This window comes from Dorea sp., assembly GCF_977044405.1.
In genome coordinates this window covers 24399-43012 of sequence record NZ_CDRRQK010000007.1, presented here as the reverse complement: position 1 = coordinate 43012, position 18614 = coordinate 24399, and the positions used below count along the sequence as shown (strand labels likewise).

Genomic DNA, 18614 nt, shown 5'->3' with positions numbered 1-18614 from the left:
GCTTTCAATATAAATTTTAGAAATGTCCGATTTTTGTGAATCTTCTCCAAAGACTCTCCGGACAATTTCACTCGACAGACATATATTATACTATAGACACATATATGAAAGGAAGGTTAAAAATATGGCTCAATTTACGAACCAGGCACAACTCCGTTACGGAAATTCTGTTACTAATTCAAATATTGCCGTCGGTGAGATTCTCGAAGTATTGTCAATCTCGAAAACTGCAGTAAAAAATACCTATCATCCGGGAGGTACCGTCACCTATATTATAAGTATTATTAACTCCGGTACCGCTCCGATTACAGGACTTACACTCACAGATGACCTTGGTGCGTATGCATTTTCTACTACTTCACTGACACCGTTAACGTATCTGGATAACACAGTAAAATACTATACAAACGGAACGTTACAGGCTGCACCTGCTGTAACCGCAGGTCCTCCGCTTGTCTTCTCTGGATTAACTGTTCCTGCAAATGGCAATCTGACACTGGTCTATGAAACAGCTGTAAATCAATACGCTCCTCTCGCCAATGAATCATTCATTACAAATACGGTTACTGCAAGCGGAGACGGCATTACTTCTATCACCGCTAAGGAAACAGTAAATGCAGAAGCCTTGCCGCTCTTAGGTATCACAAAATCTATCAGTCCGGTACCTGTTACTGAAAACGGAAGCCTGACCTACACGTTCCTGATTCAGAATGAAGGAAACGTTCCTGCAAATGAAGCCACGGCCGTAATCGTTACCGATACGTTTAATCCAATACTTTCTAATCTGACTGTCACCTTTAACGGAAGCACATGGACAGAAGGTGAAGACTACACTTATGATAAAACTATCGGTACTTTTGCTACCGGTGCCGGAAAAGTTACTGTTCCTGCAGCAACATTTACCGTCAACGAGACTACCGGTGAATGGAGTTCTAATCCGGGATTCAGCACTCTGACAATTACCGGAACGGTATAACCATAAAGAAATGGCAGAAGAGACCATCCGAATAATGTCAGATGGTCTCTACAACTTTTTCATTCTACATTTCTCCAATATCCATGATCCGTGTCTTCACATCCTGAATAGTCTCTGCCCCTGCCTGAATCTTAATCCCGTCTTCCAGATAGACTGCATCCGTTGTGATCCTGTTTTCAACCAGCAGCTCGTACTTTTCTCATTTCCGATAGATATTCCATCTATTCTGCTTTATTCAGTCCCATGTCCTCACACGCTTTTGTCACAGGAACTTCCACGATCACAGAACTGTCATCAATCTCTACTGAATATGTCTTATGGATCAGGCAGTTCACCGGATCTTCTGTTGCAACAACCACTGCAAGTCTGTGTCCCGGCTCTACGGTATATCTTGTCGCATTGAGATATACGCTGTAATCATGATATTCGCCCTTTTTAAGCTCGATACTGTTCTGTGCTGTCTCCGGCGCATAACCTGCTTCCGGATTACACAGATCTGCAAATGCACGTGTGATCACGCGGTATTTTTTATGTACGGTATTGAATTCTGCCTCATCAAATGCCGGAAGATCTCCGCCATTCATGATTCCGCCTTCTTTTACCGTCGTTACCGGAACGATGTTTCTTTCCGGGTCTACGGTCTGGATACTGTCGAACTCTTCATCGCATACATCACAGAGAAGCACCGCGATCTCTACATCATCCATCTTACCAGATACTTTGGATGCTCCAAGCTGCATGGTCAGGGTATCTACATCGTTTCTGTTTTCCGGATCGAAATCTGTTTCAATATTACCGTCTTTTAATGCTGCCTTTAAGTTCAGGCATACAGTTCCCTGTACAGTCACGGCTTTTTCAAATGGATCTGTCACATAGCGCTGAGCCATATTTGTAGACTTCAGTGCCATCACATCATCGAAGTTTTCTGCACTGACACCGGCTTTTTCCCAGTCTGTATCAATCACTGTCTTACTCTCTTCTTTTGAAGTAAGCTTTATGGTATGCTCTGTTTTCCATGCACTTTCTGTTTCCCATTTTTTCTGGTCATAGTTCGTCTGAGCAAGTACTTCCGGCATCTCTTCGGCACTGTTTTCTACTCCATACAGATAGTGGGAGATCCATTCATTTACGATATCATCATAGAACTTTCCATCGATCAGGATTCCGTAATTCTTATTTGGCATAGTCGGGGTGATATGCGGCCCCTGATGAAGAAGCAGCTTCACTGTCTGCCCTGCCTGTTCGAATGCGGTATGCATCATTTCAAACTGTTTTGTAGATACATTTTCGTCGTTGAATCCATGTACGATCAGTGCGCTGCACTTGATCTGGTCTGCATGCAGACGATAATTTCCGGCTCCCCAAAATTCCGGATTATAATCGAATCCACATTTTAACTGTTGGAGACTCAACTCATGATGGAATGCTGCAATATCATCCAACTGTTTTTCTGACAATGTCTCATCATTATAACGGCTGGAACAGAAATATGCCAGGAAACTATTCAGCATCTCTTTTGGCCAGTAACGCTGTGCACCCTGCATATTCTGCTGTGTATACCAGTCTGCGATACCCGCAACCGGAACGATTGTTTTCAGTCCTTCCACACCTGTGGTTGCAACTGCAAATGGCATGGTTCCGGCATAAGATCTTCCGGTCATGGCAACATTTCCATTGGACCAGTCTGCCTTCGTCTGTATCTTTCCTTCACGGTCTGCATAAGCCACTCTGTCACCATGTAACCATTCCACAACAAACTTAAACGCATCCCGTTCATATTCGGAGCCGACATAGTTAAATCCGTCTGAACCAAGTGCTCCGAATCCTGCACTTACGACCACTGCAAAGCCACGTACCAGATAATAATTAAAATTATCCAGATTCTCATATACCATGCTGTTATTATTTCCTTTATCAGGATAATACCAGTCTGCCGGATCTGCCTTTAACGCAAGATCCATGGCACTGATCGTCCCCTCCGGAATACGTGCAGGCACTTCTTTGTCAAGATCTGCAAAGTCAAATTTGCGGTATTCTTTGCTTTCTACTTCTTTCATATGATCGTATCCGTCTGCCTGAACCCCTGCACAGTACGGACGTGCTTCATATAATGTTGCCGCCTTATAACTGCCTTCTACAGCACTTCTCGGAACCTGAATAAATGCTTTGACGAGATCTCTTTTTCCATCACCGTCCATGTCGTAGTCAGATTCCACATATACGCAGTATCTTACGATACTTGATGTGGCAGGATCATAGTTTTCTCCTGTCTTTCCGTCCGTGAATTTGAAAACAGGCTGTGCCAGTCCATTTTCAAATACAGGTACTTTACTGTAATTTTTTTCTCCCATTGTAAAAACCTCTCTGATTTAATATTTTACATGAGAGATATTATACCATGCATTTCGAAACCAGGCAATTTTTCTTTCTGTAATAGATTCAAAATCGTATCATACACTTCCGGATTATCCTTGATCACAATCGCCAGTTTCTCTTTTGCCTGATTCAACTGGTGAAAAAGAATCCTTATATCTGATTTCCTGTCTCTACACATTGTTGTACAAGTTGTCTCATAAGTATCTTCACAAATCTTTCTCGTACGGAGATAACTGTCCTCATCATAATAATACCGTTCATCCATCACGACCGCCAGGCGGTTCACATCCCTCTCATCTGAATTCATAAGATAGCCCTGTCTCATATAGCCTTGTAACAAATATGCTGCTTCTGTATCATCATTCGCATACACTACTTCAATATTTGGATAACCATTCTTCCCTTTCCTACGTGACAAATCCATCATATTCTGGATAAAGGAAGATAGCTCTGCATTTGTACGGATACGATTTGTCAGATGAAAGCTCTGCACATCCGGCAGACCGGCAAGCCGCTGCGGTATTTCACGATCCAGTTCTTCAGGCGAGATCATATCTTCCGTATCACTGGAGAAGATTACCGGGATTTGTTTTTTACGCTCTTCTAATATCTTTAATTGTTCCATGGAAAGCAGATGTGCTTCATCCACCAGAATAGCACTGTATGATTCTAAAAATTTATCAGATGGTTCTTCCGTACACACATTTTTGGTTATCGTCTGCTTAACTGTCTGAAGTGATAACTGACCGGCAGACAGAAATTCTATCCGGCGCAGACGTTTATGCAAAAGTCTCCAGTCATTCCCTGATTCCCCGCAATGAATCATGCAAACCCTCTGACGCACTGACAATTTCATTGCCAGATCATACAGAAGCAACGTCTTTCCTGTCCCCGGAAGTCCGCTGAACCAGTAATAGCCGGAATGTTTTGTCCGGATTTCTTTCAGAATCTGTCGTTCAATATCTCTTTGCTGTGCCGTCAGAAAATATTCTTTCTGTAAAAAGCGTTCCGGCTCTCTGAGTGGTGAGATCAGATAGAGTTCTACACGGAACAATGCTTCGATATTCCCGTCATAATCCAGACTTTCTCTTTTCAAAAGTCTACATAATTCATCCCAATCTGCTTCTGCTATATGATCATGATTCGTCAGTCTTACCAGACGGTTCTGACTGCTGATATAAGTATACGAATGAATCGTTCTTCCAAGCACCGACAGATAATAGCGGTTCTGCAAAAGCTGTCTGCGAATGGCCTCATCCGATACCACACCGCTTTTTAATTCAATATTAATAATCTGATCTTCCTTGATCTGCAGAAGATCAAATTCTTTTCCCAGTCTCGGAATCTGAAACGAATAAAAGAAACGAAGTGCATATACATCCTCCATGCAGGTTTCCAATTCGGCTGTCAGTGCTTTCATACTTTCCAGTTCCCATTCCCGTATTTTCAGAAAATGGTCTCTTCCCGATAACTGACGTTCCAGTTTTTGCAGCTGTTCGATATTTTGATTTCTTGTGATCGTATAAATGGATATGGATTTCATTTTTTAATCTTTAACCCTCTCAGATACTCTTTCTGCTCTGGCGTGATCCGGTAGCTTTCGATGCATTTCTGAATCGTCTTATTATGCGTCCAGACATCTAATTTTTGTTCCTCGATAAATGGTAATATCTTTTCATACTGCTTTGCGAGTGCCGTCGCAAAATACCATGCACGCATCATATTTACATAATATTCTTCCGAACGGATCTGTGCTACTTTTTCCGGATATTCCATTCGAAATGCATCTTCCAGATAATACCGCATCAGCATATTAACACCGAACCGGATGGTATATGTATGGTCAGATTCCATCCACCGGTATATTTCATCTATGAAGGTGTCCAGATGTTTCTTCACTACCTTAACCGCAAGCATATCACAGGTCGCCCAGTTATCGATATATGGGAGGAAACGGTCTATTTCCTTCAGACAAATATCATAGTCTTTGATCTGTTCGATTAAAAGTCCGTGCAGGTTATTTTCTTCATAGTACTGATGCGGCAATATCTTCAGATATTCTTTTGCTTCTTCTGTCTTTCCATAATTCTTCGCAAATATACGAAGTGCCGGTGTCCGAACGCCGATGATCTTTTCTTTGTTGACTGTCGGCATTAGTTTTGCGTGAAAATCACGGTATTTTAAGTCTTGCAGCTCAAAGAGCCGGGTTTGTACGTTGGTTATAATTGTAGTTTTTCTCATGAATTTTCCTCTGGTAATTTCTATATTATCTCCATTCTCATATCTGAATCAGATTTCCAGTAATTCTTCACTTTTGCATCCCAGAATTTTCGCAAGTTTCAGTACGTCGATAGCTCTGGTATGGTTGATATCCCGTTGTCTCTGTTCGAAAAGCTGAATCTGTCTGAGTGGTACATTCGATAATTCTGCCAGTTCTCTCTGAGATAACCCGGAAATTAATCTTATTCTTTTCAGATTGGTTTCTGTATAAAAGGCCTCCCATCGTTCATTTATCTCATCGACAAACTTTTGAATATCCATTTCATGATAGACATCATACATATTTAAGAGTTCCTGTACAGACACTACTTTGTATATCTTTATAAACGTTCTTCCTGTATACCACTGATAATATGCCAGTGCCCAGCCTGCCCAGTATTCTGGTGACTTATCCAGATACATTTCATCCTCTAATTCCTGCATCTCTATTCCTGCAGAATGTATAATCTCTTTTACAATCTCACATCCGGTCTTCCCGGCAACGTATGTCGGATTGCCATCCTGAAATTGTGAAGAAACATCGGACACAAGAAACATCTGATAAAATGAATCCGGATCAAATGCATACGTATTAACTGCATAATCAAGCATATCTCCTAATATTCTCTGTGCTGATACCAGATAATCTTCAGAATAAGCGTGGATCATCATTTTTCATTTCCTCCCTCATGATATCCAGAATAAATAGTTCCCGAATATCTGCTTTCTGACTGCGCCGGAGCCGATATTCTTTTCTCGCTTCTCTTTCCCGTTCTTTTTTTCTTGCATAATATATTCCAGCATCCACCAGTTCATGCCCCAGATATTTTATCTGTTCAAATGCTTTTGGACTTTTGAGCACAATCTGTTCTCCCAGCTTACCAAGCCTCATTGCTTCTGCAAGCTTTTGCATCGATATAACACCTGCAACAAAATCCTGTGCAAAAGCAAAATATGAATCATCCGCCCGGTATCCTATGATCACATCATATTCTGAAATATCCGGCAAAAAATTATCTTTCAAGTATTTTTTTGCCTCTTCTGCAATACTTCCCCTCTGCCAGTATGTCCGGTTATCTGCAAGTAATGCCAGCCAGTTCAGAATATTGTACTCTGAACTGTTCAAATTTAATATGTTCAACTCAGATAATTCTAATTCATAACAATTAACATATCCATTTGTCTGCTTTGCACACGCCCATTCTCTGGCAAGTTCTATCTCTTCTGTACAGTAAAATCCTTTTCCATAATCATTATTTCTTGCACCTTTTCCATATTGTGGCATTGTAATGATATTTTGCGAACCATGGTATAATGTTTTTTTCAATATGATCACTCCACGTTTTTCTTTTATTATATCGCTGTGGAGATACATGCACAAGAATTATTTTCTATTTAGTTGATTAACGGAGTTGGCCTCTCGGTCCTTGAAGAACACAGTATAGGACACTTCTTGTTCAGGTTCCATGAGGAAGAAACACTAAGAGCGTGGAAATTTACTAAGAACAAACTCAAATTACGAGAACTCACCCCGTTCGGGGTTCAGACAACTCGTAATTTGAGTTTAACGTAAATTTTCACGCTCTAAGTATTTCTAACTTCATTCCACATTCACTAGAAGTGTCCTATACGGTGTTCTTCAAGTCGTGACTGGCGGCGGAAGTTAATCAATTTACTTTCCTCTTCTTCCTAGCCGAACACACCCGCACAAGAAACACAAAAACACCTCCAACAACAATCATCGCCCAAAGCGACATCTGTTCCGCCATCGGTAATGTTCCCCATTCATCTTTACGTAAAAAGAACCCTAACATAATGCTCAGGAAATAAAGTACTGAAAATATACCTTCTATCCACGGATTTGAATATCGCAGATTCCTTTCCGGAATCTTTTTATCCAGATAATATACTGCAAAGACAAGCGCACACCATACACCTGCACATATAACATTCACTCGCATTACTCCATGTGCAAAAAGCGGAATCTGTAATACTGCAACCGCAGCTATCTGTAATATGTATATGATCATCTGGATTTTATACAATAATGGTTCATCCAACGAAGCTATCCAGGCTTTTTCTGTCTCTTCCTGATATTTTTCCGGTTCAATTCTTTTTCCAAGCATAAATTCACTAACACTGATATCCAATATCTGACACAACGGCTCAATCAGACTGATGTCCGGAAATGATTTTCCATTCTCCCATTTTGACACAGCTCTGTCTGTCACGCCCAGTTCTTCTCCCAGCTGCTTCTGTGTCAGATTCTTTTCCTTCCTGCATGTCGATATAAACCTTCCAAGTTCTAATGGTTCAACCATATGCGTCACCTCCTGTCGGCTTTATTATGCCATATTTCACTCAGAAAAGCACTCCACTTATGGTTGAACACACTAAATCTCCTCTAAATACTGCCAAATATCATGGAATTACATTCCATATCACTGGATCGGCATACTTGGATTTATCCAGAAAACGTTCACCGCATTTTCATCTACCGGATCATCTTCTTTTGCCAATGATTCTTTCACAAATTTTTCGACTCTTGCCGGTGCTTTCTTAACCTCATCATTTTCCTGCCACAGGATTTTTTTCTCCCCCGGACTTCCAATATAGTCAAATTCCGATATCTTTGTTCCATTTTCTGCGACAATCTGTCCATCTTCAAATGGAATGACATATGCTACCTCTTTGAATGTAATATACATCAGTTTTTTAAACGGATTTAAACTGGAATCCATAGATATTTCATATGCAACAGTATTCTTTGGTTCGCGTACAGCTTCAACCGCATCTTTACCTGCCACCGTATTCGTATCTGTGTCCATATCTGTCTGAGGATAAGACAGTCCTGTGATTCTTCGTTTACTCTGTACATGTATATACAGTCTGCCATCCTTTAACTGGTACACTTCTTCTGCCTTTATATCCTCTGCCGCGATTTTTGACAAATGATAAGACTGAAAGGCATCCGAATATAGAGCCACGGTCAGCATCATACATATCAGGAAAGCAACTCCGCACGCCATAACGATCCTTCTGTTTAATTTTCTTGAGACTTTTTCCGAAAACTCCCGGAATCCTTTCCACTCCTCGTCTGTGCTTTCTATTCTATCTGTTTCTATCGGAATCTCACCTTCCATTTTTTTCAGATATTTCCTGCACGATTCACATTCTTTTATATGTTCTTCTATTGCAGTTCTGCTTTTTTCACTGCATATATCATCCTGATATAATGGCAGCAGATCTCTAATGATCTCACATGGAATCTTTACCATTATGTACTCCTCCTTTCCAGAATCTCCTGAATCTTCACACGGGCCCTGTGATAGGTAACTCTCGCCCATGTCTCCTGTTTTCCAAATATCTGTGCAATCTCTTTATAATTTAATTCGCCAAGTACCTTTAGTGTAAATACCTCTTTATAAGGTTCGTCCAGATAATGAAGGATCTGATAAACCGTCATGGCTTCGTCCTTCCGAATCATACGTTGTTCGGGTCCTTCCGTTTTTCCGTCTCCATATGCCTGTTCTGTCAGTTCCTGATCCGTACAGTGTTTTTTTCTGGTATAAGAAATGTATTCATTCCTGGCGATCTGACACAGCCAGGATTTGATACTGCATTTTCCCTGAAAATGCTTTACTCCTTTTAGTGCTTTGAAAAATGTCTCCTGTGTGATCTCCTCTGCAATATGCGGATCCTTACTCATTGCGAGGACGAAATAATACACATCCTGAAAATAGGTTTTATAAATCTCTTCCAACTCAAGCTTCAAGTACCTGTCACCTCCCTTCTGTTATCTATTAGACGCATGAACTCATATTTTGTTACAAGATTTTCAAAAAACTCCCTGAAGCTATAAACCTCAGGGAGCCTTCTGTAATATGTTCTTACACTCATATTATATTTTTATGTAGCTTTAATCTGCAGTAATCGTCATCGTCCTGTGAATCTTCTTCCTTACAAACCAGAAGCAGATCACCTGCATAATAATTGTCGCGATCCAGGATACCGGATAAGACAGGAATAAAAAGGTCAGTGATCTGTGCGACGGGAACAGTCCATAGATCCAGATGATCCGGACTCCGACCGTACCAATAATAGAAAGGATCATCGGTACTGTGGAATATCCCATTCCTCTCAGTGCTCCAGGGAACAGATCCATCAGTCCGCACAGGAAATACGTAACAGTTGTATAGGAGAATATCTCCATACCGTATTGGATAACATCTGCCTGATCACTATAAATGTGCAGAAGCTCCGGTCCGAATACATACACACTGCTTCCGAGAATCAGTGTTACCACAACCGAAAGGATCATACAGTCGATCAGAACCCTGTCCATACGTTTTAATTTCTTCACTCCGTAGTTCTGGCTTGTGAAGCTCATACAGGCCTGCGTGAAGGAGTTCACCGACACATATAAGAATCCGAAAATATTATTCGACGCCGTATATCCTGCCATTGCGATCGATCCAAAAGAATTGACCGATGACTGCAGCATCGCATTTGAAATATTGATTACCGTACTCTGGATTCCCGCCGGAACCCCAACTTCGAAGATCTGCTTCAGATACACGGATCTGATCCGGAGCTTTGCAAGGTGAAGCTGATAACTGCTCTCTGTGTGATGCAGGCAGCGCAGTACAAGAATACAGGATACCAGCTGAGAGATCACAGTTGCGATCCCAACACCTGCTACATCCAGATGGAATACAATGACCAGGAACAGATTCAATACTGCATTGATCACTCCGGATACGATCAGGAAGATCAACGGACGTTTGGTATCACCCACGGCCCTTAATATGGCTGCTCCATAGTTATACATCATAAAAAATGGCATACCGCAGAAATAGATCCGCATGTAAAGCGTAGACTTACCGATCACATCCTCCGGCGTCCCCATAATTTCCAACGCGCCTCTGGCAAAGACCACTCCGGTCACCGCCATCACCACTCCGCTTACCAGAGCAAGTGCAATAGCCGTATGTACCGTCTCCGACATTTCTTTTGTTTTTCCGGCCGCATAATATCTCGCTGCAAGTACATTTGCTCCCAATGAGATTCCGATGAAAAGATTGGTAAACACATTGATCAGTGCCGTTGTCGAACCCACCGCTGCGAGCGCCTGACTTCCGCTGAAACGTCCCACTACCACGATATCCACCGCATTGAACATCAGCTGTAAGATTCCTGACAGCATCAGTGGTATGGAAAATGAAATCAATTTGTCCATGATGGTTCCATTGCACATATCAATCTCATATTTATTTTTCTTCAAAACAACTCTCTCCTTTTATAGTAATATCTTCAATTAAAGCATAAAACCGTAATTTTTATTGTAGCATAGATTTATCGTTTGTGAACATTTAATTATTAATTCGTTTTATATGTGTAAAGACATTTTCCTTGACAGAACATCAAAAACAACATATAATCACTTAGCTTATATGTTTTCATTTACATTCATTGTAAACATCCATATCAGTAAATATAAAAAAGGAGAATACGTATGAATATTCAGCTCTCAGAGCATTTTACCTATAAAAAATTACTTCGTTTTATCCTGCCCTCCATTATTATGATGGTATTTACTTCCATCTACAGTGTAGTGGACGGCATCTTTGTATCGAACTTTGTGGGAAAATCAGCATTTGCTTCCGTGAATCTTATTATGCCTTACCTGATGGGAATCAGTGCACTCGGATTTATGATCGGTACCGGAGGAAGTGCCTTTGTATCAAAAACCCTTGGTGAAGGAAAGAAAGAACTGGCAAATCAGTATTTTTCGATGCTGGTTACGATTGCCGCTATCGGAGGATTTGTGTTATCTGTTCTCAGTTTTATATTTATGAGGCGGATTGTCATGGCATTTGGTGCCGCCGGTGATCTGATTGATTATTGTACCCTTTACGGACGGATCTCCTGCATATCCCTGACCGCCTTCATGCTACAGAATGTCTTCCAGAGTTTCTTTGTGGCTGCCGGAAAACCCCAGCTTGGACTGAAGGTCATTGTGGCTGCCGGTTGTACAAACATTGTTCTCGATGCCCTGTTCATCGGTGTATTACACTTTGGAATTGCAGGCGCCGCGTTCGCAACCATGACCAGTGAATTTATCGGCGGTCTGCTCCCGGTGGTATATTTCTTCCGTAAGAACGACAGCCTCCTTCACTTTGTAAAGCCGGTATTCGACAGACGTGTGTTTTTTAAGACCTGCACCAATGGTTCCTCGGAACTCATGACTAACTTGTCCATGTCCTTAGTCAATGCATTATACAATCTCCAGCTCATGAAGATTGCAGGAGAAAATGGTGTTGCTGCTTATGGTGCAGTTATGTACGTCAATTTTATCTTTGTTGCCACCTTTTTAGGCTATGCGATTGGCTGTGCCCCGGTTATCAGCTATCATTATGGTGCCGGAAATCACGCAGAGCTTAAAAATCTGTATAAAAAAAGTATGTCAATCATACTGGTCTGGGGCGTGATCCTGTTCGGTGCCGCACAGTTACTGGCACCTGTTCTGTCTAAGATATTTGTCGGTTACAATGCCGGTCTGTACGCTATGACACTGCAAGGCTTCCGTGTATATGCCATTGCATTCCTGATCATTGGTATTAATATCTTTGGATCATCGTTCTTTACCGCGTTAAATAACGGTCTGATATCGGCTGTCATCTCGTTCCTTAGAACATTAGTGTTCCAGGTTATCATGGTGCTGACGCTCCCAATCTGGTTCGGGATCAACGGTATCTGGAGTGCGATCAGTGTTGCGGAGGCGCTGACACTTATCATGACCATTACATTTTTCATCCGCCAGAAAGACAGGTATCATTATCTGTAAAGTGATTCTTTTAAATAGATAGTGATACAAAAATTTGCCACTTGCAGCCAGGAACTTCTATTGTATATTTTGATATATACGAGAGGCTGGTTCATATTTTGTATACTGGGAACTTTCTACGTTGCAGCTTCTCTTGCATGCTCAGGTATCAAAAAACGTATCTCAGAAATGCCCTCTCTGCTTGAAAGGGAAGCATTTCTAAGATACGTTTTTATTTGTTGGAAATATATTTGAGAAAATAAATATTTTCTCTTGCATACTTTAGTATTCCGTTATTTTATACTAATTCTCTTCCGCATAGAATACACTCTTATCCAATGCTTTGTTCTGGTGTGCAACAATCGTTGTACATACAGCATCACCTGTGATATTAACGGCAGTTCTTGTCATATCCAGGATACGGTCGATACCCATGATCAGACCAATTGCCTCAACCGGAAGTCCGACAGAATTGAATACCATTGTCAGTGTTACCAGACCTACACTTGGCACACCGGCCGTACCGATGGATGCAAGTGTTGCAGTTCCGATTACAGTAATATAATCTGTCATACTTAAGTGGATTCCGAATGCCTGTGCGGCAAATACAACGGCTACCCCCTGCATGATCGAAGTACCATCCATATTGATGGTCGCTCCAAGAGGAATGGTGAAGGATGATATCTTCTTAGATACACCCACCTTCTTGGACAGGGTATCAATTGACAGCGGAATCGTTGCATTTGATGTTGCTGTTGAGAATGCGAAGGCCATAACCGGGAAGAACTTCTTGATAAATTTCATAGGATTCAATCCGGTAAATATTTTCAGTAATATCTGATATACACCGAAACACTGGATTGCCAGTGCGATCAATACACCGATCATATATTTTGCCAGCGGTACAAATGCACTGAATCCGATATTTGCAAATGTGCGGCTGATCAGGCAGAAGACACCAATTGGCGCAAGTGCCATGATCATCATCGTCATTTCCATCATAATATCGTTAAACTGGCTGAAGAAGTTCGCAACTGTCTCTGCACGTTCTCCTAATTTTGCAAGGATCACACCGATGATCAATGCAAATACGATGATCTGCAGCATCTCTCCGCTTGCAAGAGAATTAATCGGGTTATCCGGGATAATATTTAACAGTGTATCTGTCAGCGAAGTCGCCTTCATAGTTTCTACGGATGCTGCATTGGTCTTGATCGTGCTCATGTCCAGTCCCACACCCGGATTGATCAGGTTTCCGACAGACAATGCTACGGTAACCGCAAGTGCTGTTGTTGCCAGATAAAAGATCAGTGTTCTTGCACCGACTGTACCAAGCTTCTTCGTATCTCCGATCGACATACTTCCGCACACGAGCGAGCAGAATACCAGTGGTACAACCAACATCTTCATCAGTTTGATAAAGCCCTGGCCGACCACATACAGTACGCCTTCTACGATAATGTCATCTTTGATATGTCCACTTGGAACCACATAACATAAAACGATTCCAAATACCGCTCCTGCGAGCAATGCAATAAAAATCTTCGTTGTAAGTCCTATTTTCTTCTTTTCCTTCTTCTGTGTCTCTCCCATATTAGCCCTCCGTTCTTTCATTCATATATTCTCTCAGTGAAGTCTTCCATTCCGGCATATCATATACATTAATGATGCGGAGAATGAAGTTATCCAGTACCGCATAGGCCGGTCTTGCGGAAGAAAGATCTGACTCACTTGTCATAACCGGACGCAGATTGATCTGTTTTCCTGCAAGCTTTAAGATTTCCTGTGCAAATTCATAACGGTTACATACTCCCTGGCAGGTTGCATGATAAGTTCCGTATTCATTGGTCTGGATCAGATACAGAATGATGCGTGCCAGATCCTTTGCACTTGTCGGTGAACCAAACTGATCTGAAGCGACCAGAAGCTCATCTTTGGTATCTGCTACATGTAACACTCTGTTGACAAAGTTATTACCATTTCCATATACCCAGTTACTCCGAAGAATAAAGTGCTTATGGGTAAATTCCTTTACATAATTTTCGCCTGCACGTTTGGAACGTCCGTATACGGTCTTTGGATTCGTATCATCAAATTCTGTATATGGGGTATGTCTGATTCCGTCAAATACATCATCCGTAGAGATCTGTACCATCTTGGCACCTGTTTTTCTTGCTACAATGCTTAAGTTTCTTGCACCAAGTGCATTTACACGGTATGCTAGTTCTGGTTCTTTTTCACACAGATCGGTATCTGTAACAGCCGCACAGTTAATGATGACATCAGGACGGTTGATGACTCCAAAGTTCAGAACCTCATCGGTATTCGTGATATCCAGTTCATCTTTATCTGTGTTGAATACTTCCATCTCTAATGGGTCCAGTACTTCATTAATAGCAGTTCCTATCTGACCGGATGCGCCAACAATCCATAATTTTAACATATGTATTCCTCCTCAATATAAGACGACCGTTAGTTTCAATTTTTAACCAACGGTCTCAAATTTACTCCACTATGGTAATTTTTTCCATACATCGGTAATGTCAGTGTTTTGACTGACTTCCTGTATGACTTTCGCACAGCTTACATGCAGGATATCTTTCCCCTCGTTCTGCATAAAGACAAATACTGCAAATAAAATCATACAGATAAATGTACGTAATCCGAAACTTCCTTGTTCCGTTTTTTCTGTTTTATACAGTTCACCATACCATGAACTGTATCTTGGATGTACTGCAGGAAGCTCTGTTTCCTGATACATATACCGTGTCTGTTCCAGAAGTTCTTTCCTTCTTTGCGCTGCTTCATTCACATGCACTCACCTCAGAACTATTATATGAATGAAAAGCTTCTGTCATGCGAAAAGAACAGGTATATCAGAAACGGTCTGCAAATGATATCTTTCGATAACAATTAGCGGTCAGCCAACTCTTTTACAATGTCTTCCCATGTCAGTCCTTTTTCCACCATCAGCACCATCGCATGATACAGAAAATCAGCCAGTTCATATTTGACTTCTTCTGGATTTGGATTCTTTGCTGCAATGACAACTTCTGTTGCTTCCTCACCAATTTTCTTAAGAATCTTATCGATTCCTTTATCGAAAAGATAATTCGTATACGAACCTTCTTTTGGATTTTCCTTACGGTCTGCAATGGTAGCATACACAGATTCAAAAATTCTGAGAGGATTTGATTCATCGTAGTCCATTCCAACCAGCGGCTGGAAGAAACATGTCGGATTACCGGTATGGCAGGCTGCACCTATCTGGTCTACTTTTGCAAGCAGTGTGTCCAGATCACAGTCGATCGTCAGTGATTTTACATACTGGAAGTGACCGCTGGTCTCTCCTTTTACCCATAATTTCTGACGGCTTCTGCTAAAATAAGTCATCTTTCCGGTTTTGATCGTTTCGTAAAACGATTCTTCGTTCATATAAGCCAGCATCAGGATTTCCTGTGTCTTATAATGCTGTACGATAACCGGGATAAGTCCCTGATCATTGGTTTTAAACTGTGAAAATTCCATCATACTTTCAAAAGAAGTCATCTTAATATCTTCCCCGGCGCATTTATCTTTAAATGCAACAAAATCCATATCTGTCCTGCTTACATATTTACCGGATAATCCCCGTACGCCCGGACACTTTAATATTTTAAATAATTCTGATTCCTCTTCTGTATCTGTGATGATCACACATGGTACATCTGTAACATTCATAATCGAGTTGAGATCCAGTCTGTGCATGAAGATAATCTCACTGCTATAATCCTGGATCAGATGCTGATGTTTGAACAATGCATCAAAATCATACAAAGATACAGCGATTTTTTCTTTTCCAAACCGTTTTGCAGCATCTTCAATGAGTTTTACACTGTCTGGCTTAGAAAAGTTAAGCATGGCACGCTTGGCACCTGCGTACAGGATTTTTTTGATGTCTTCCTGTCTTTTAATATTTCCACCTGCAATCATCGGGATCCGGATTACCCGGTTCATCCGTTTCATGAGATTGATTGCTTCGTCGTGTTCTTCATCAGAAACTGACAGATCCAGTACGATCAATTCATCAGCTCCGTGGTCGCTGTAATATTTTGCAAGTCCGATCACGTCGTCCGATACAACGGTGTCATCACCAAACCATTTTACAGCTTTTCCCTCTTTGATGAAGATACATGGTATTAATCTTTTATAGCTCATAGTCTGTCCGTGTCTCCTTTTAGAGGCTTCCCTTTGTAGTCCATGCCTCTTTTATTCTTGGCTCTTCCATGGTTGCCATATCTAGCGCTTTTCCAAATGCTTTAAAAAGAGCCTCTGCTTTATGGTGGTCATTTATGCCATCGAGAATCTTCAGATGAATATTCATCATCGCACTGTAAGAAACAGCATAGAAAAATTCCCGTACCATCTCGGTATCCATACCGCCCATCTTATCTGAAGTAAACTCCGCATTATAATTAAGATAAGGTCTTCCGGAGAGATCTACGGCACAAAGTGCCAGAGTCTCGTCCATTGGGAGTATAAAATGTCCATACCGTTTGATACCGGCCTTATCCCCGATTGCTTCTAAGATTGCCTGTCCAAGTACGATTCCGGTGTCTTCGATTGTATGATGACTGTCAACTTCCAGATCTCCTTTTGCATGAACGGACAGATCAAACAGCCCGTGTCTTGCAAAACCATTTAACATATGATCAAAGAAACCAATACCAGTATCAATCTCTGCCTTTCCTGTTCCGTCCAGGTTCAGAGTTATTGTAATGTCTGTCTCCTTGGTGGTTCTTGTTCTGGTGACTGTTCTGTTCATAGCTCCTCGCCTCCCTGTAGTTATTTTTAAGTGCTCCCGGCGTTTGCCGGGATTTTTACTCTAATCTTCGTTTTCAAAACGTACTTTGATAGAGTTGGCATGTGCCGTCAGCTGCTCTGCTTTTGCAAATGCTTCTATGTCTTTATGGATTTCCCTGAGTGCTTCTTCGGAATATCCGATGATACTTGATTTTTTAATGAAATCATCTACGGATAATGGTGAGAAGAATTTTGCAGTTCCATTTGTCGGAAGTACGTGGTTTGGTCCGGCAAAGTAATCTCCCAGAGGCTCACTTGCATATTCTCCGATAAAGATTGCTCCTGCATTTCTTACTTTTGTCATCACATTGTATGGATTCTTAGTCTGAATCTCAAGATGTTCGGATGCAATCTCGTTTGCAATATCAATCACTTCATCCATGGTATCTGCCACAAGGATATATCCATAATTATCCAGGGATTTCTGAATGATCTCACTTCTTGAAAGCTCTTTTAAGAAACCATCCACTTCATCAGATACCTTTTTAGCAAGTTCTTCTGATGTTGTAACTAAAATTGCAGATGCAAGTTCATCATGTTCTGCCTGGGATAAGAGATCTGCTGCAACAAATCTTGGATTCGCTGTCTCATCGGCAATTACAAGGATCTCACTTGGTCCGGCAATGGCGTCAATACTTACGTGTCCGTATACGGCCTTTTTTGCAAGCGCAACATAGATATTTCCAGGTCCTACGATCTTATCTACTTTTGGAATGCTCTCTGTTCCATAAGCAAGTGCTGCGATTGCCTGTGCACCACCTACTTTATAGATGACATCTGCACCGGCTTCATGGGCTGCAACAAGTGTATTCGCTGTTACTTTCCCGTCCTTTCCAGGAGGTGTTACCATAACAATTTCATCTACACCGGCCACTTTAGCAGGTACGATATTCATAAGTACAGAGGATGGATATACGGCTTTTCCGCCCGGTACATATACACCGACTCTGTGAAGTGGTGTAACTTTCTGACCCAGAATGGTTCCATTCGGTTTGCTGTCAAACCAGCTATACTGTCTCTGTTTCTCATGATAAGTACGGATGTTTTTCAAAGCTTTACGGATAATCTCTACAAGCTCAGGATCTACTTCTTTATATGCTTCTTCAATCTCAGCTTCTGTTACTTTTAGATTTTCGGCATTGATATCTGCGTGATCGAATTTTTTTGTATATTCAAAGACTGCTTCGTCTTTTCCGGCTTTTACATGATCCAGAATCTCCTGTACCCCCTGCTCGTACTGTCCGTAATTATTCGGACTTCTCTTCAGAAGATCTTCCAGAAGATTTTCTTTTGCATCTTTTGTTAAACGCTGTATTCTCATATAATGTCGCCATC

18 protein-coding genes are annotated in these 18614 nt (G+C 41.3%); 2 read left to right on the top strand and 16 right to left on the bottom strand.

Annotated elements, in window-relative coordinates; all coding sequences use genetic code 11:
* The first annotated feature begins 124 nt into the window (after positions 1-124).
* Positions 125-976 carry a hypothetical protein gene (locus ACWJAF_RS04850; protein ID WP_448862570.1) on the top strand — a complete coding sequence of 284 codons (852 nt, stop codon included), beginning with the start codon at positions 125-127 and terminating at the stop codon, positions 974-976.
* Between the two features lie 221 nt (positions 977-1197).
* On the opposite strand, the gene ACWJAF_RS04845 is transcribed toward ACWJAF_RS04850, so the two are convergent.
* The 10 genes from ACWJAF_RS04845 to ACWJAF_RS04800 all read right to left on the bottom strand — a co-directional run bounded on the left by ACWJAF_RS04845 (position 1198) and on the right by ACWJAF_RS04800 (position 10868).
* Positions 1198-3327, bottom strand: coding sequence for a CocE/NonD family hydrolase (locus ACWJAF_RS04845; protein ID WP_448862568.1), 2130 nt, complete (start codon positions 3325-3327; stop codon positions 1198-1200).
* Between the two features lie 26 nt (positions 3328-3353).
* Entirely contained in the window at positions 3354-4895 is a 1542-nt protein-coding gene (locus tag ACWJAF_RS04840) for an AAA family ATPase (RefSeq protein WP_448862566.1), read from the bottom strand.
* Positions 4892-5593, bottom strand: coding sequence for a DNA alkylation repair protein (locus ACWJAF_RS04835; RefSeq protein WP_448862564.1), 702 nt, complete (start codon positions 5591-5593; stop codon positions 4892-4894). Before ACWJAF_RS04835 ends, ACWJAF_RS04840 begins: the two co-directional genes overlap by 4 nt.
* Before the next feature lie 48 nt (positions 5594-5641).
* Positions 5642-6283, bottom strand: coding sequence for a helix-turn-helix domain-containing protein (locus ACWJAF_RS04830; RefSeq protein WP_448862562.1), 642 nt, complete (start codon positions 6281-6283; stop codon positions 5642-5644).
* Positions 6261-6947, bottom strand: a complete 687-nt coding sequence (locus ACWJAF_RS04825; protein ID WP_448862560.1) for a DUF3990 domain-containing protein — start codon at positions 6945-6947, stop codon at positions 6261-6263. The genes ACWJAF_RS04830 and ACWJAF_RS04825 overlap by 23 nt, the downstream gene beginning before the upstream one ends.
* A 331-nt stretch (positions 6948-7278) precedes the next feature.
* A complete protein-coding gene (locus tag ACWJAF_RS04820; protein ID WP_448862558.1) occupies positions 7279-7932 on the bottom strand; it encodes a helix-turn-helix domain-containing protein in 654 nt (217 codons plus the stop codon).
* A 120-nt stretch (positions 7933-8052) separates the two neighbouring features.
* Positions 8053-8889, bottom strand: a complete 837-nt coding sequence (locus ACWJAF_RS04815) for a zf-HC2 domain-containing protein (protein WP_448862556.1) — start codon at positions 8887-8889, stop codon at positions 8053-8055.
* A complete protein-coding gene (locus ACWJAF_RS04810; protein ID WP_448862554.1) occupies positions 8889-9386 on the bottom strand; it encodes an RNA polymerase sigma factor in 498 nt (165 codons plus the stop codon). Before ACWJAF_RS04810 ends, ACWJAF_RS04815 begins: the two co-directional genes overlap by 1 nt.
* Positions 9383-9511 (bottom strand): hypothetical protein, encoded by a 129-nt coding sequence (locus tag ACWJAF_RS04805; protein WP_448862552.1) that lies wholly within the window; start codon positions 9509-9511, stop codon positions 9383-9385. The genes ACWJAF_RS04810 and ACWJAF_RS04805 overlap by 4 nt, the downstream gene beginning before the upstream one ends.
* Positions 9512-9530: 19 nt before the next feature.
* Positions 9531-10868: an MATE family efflux transporter gene (locus ACWJAF_RS04800; RefSeq protein WP_448862643.1), complete on the bottom strand. Its 1338-nt coding sequence runs from the start codon at positions 10866-10868 to the stop codon at positions 9531-9533.
* 258 nt (positions 10869-11126) lie between these two features.
* Here ACWJAF_RS04800 and ACWJAF_RS04795 point away from each other — a divergent pair, with 258 nt between their 5' ends.
* The gene (locus ACWJAF_RS04795) at positions 11127-12458 is read left to right on the top strand and encodes an MATE family efflux transporter (RefSeq protein WP_448862550.1); all 1332 of its coding nucleotides are present in this window, start codon (positions 11127-11129) and stop codon (positions 12456-12458) included.
* Between the two features lie 282 nt (positions 12459-12740).
* On the opposite strand, the gene ACWJAF_RS04790 is transcribed toward ACWJAF_RS04795, so the two are convergent.
* The 6 genes from ACWJAF_RS04790 to hisD form a co-directional block, all read right to left on the bottom strand.
* Entirely contained in the window at positions 12741-14030 is a 1290-nt protein-coding gene (locus tag ACWJAF_RS04790) for a dicarboxylate/amino acid:cation symporter (RefSeq protein ID WP_448862548.1), read from the bottom strand.
* A 1-nt stretch (position 14031) separates the two neighbouring features.
* Complete coding sequence (gene rfbD / locus ACWJAF_RS04785) at positions 14032-14880, bottom strand: dTDP-4-dehydrorhamnose reductase (protein ID WP_448862546.1); 849 nt, start codon at positions 14878-14880, stop codon at positions 14032-14034.
* 69 nt (positions 14881-14949) lie between these two features.
* Positions 14950-15249, bottom strand: a complete 300-nt coding sequence (locus ACWJAF_RS04780; RefSeq protein ID WP_296033339.1) for a hypothetical protein — start codon at positions 15247-15249, stop codon at positions 14950-14952.
* A gap of 101 nt (positions 15250-15350) precedes the next feature.
* A complete protein-coding gene (hisIE, locus tag ACWJAF_RS04775; RefSeq protein WP_448862544.1) occupies positions 15351-16634 on the bottom strand; it encodes a bifunctional phosphoribosyl-AMP cyclohydrolase/phosphoribosyl-ATP diphosphatase HisIE in 1284 nt (427 codons plus the stop codon).
* A gap of 19 nt (positions 16635-16653) precedes the next feature.
* A complete protein-coding gene (hisB, locus tag ACWJAF_RS04770) occupies positions 16654-17241 on the bottom strand; it encodes an imidazoleglycerol-phosphate dehydratase HisB (RefSeq protein ID WP_448862542.1) in 588 nt (195 codons plus the stop codon).
* Between the two features lie 60 nt (positions 17242-17301).
* Complete coding sequence (gene hisD / locus ACWJAF_RS04765; RefSeq protein ID WP_448862540.1) at positions 17302-18600, bottom strand: histidinol dehydrogenase; 1299 nt, start codon at positions 18598-18600, stop codon at positions 17302-17304.
* Positions 18601-18614: the final 14 nt, after the last annotated feature.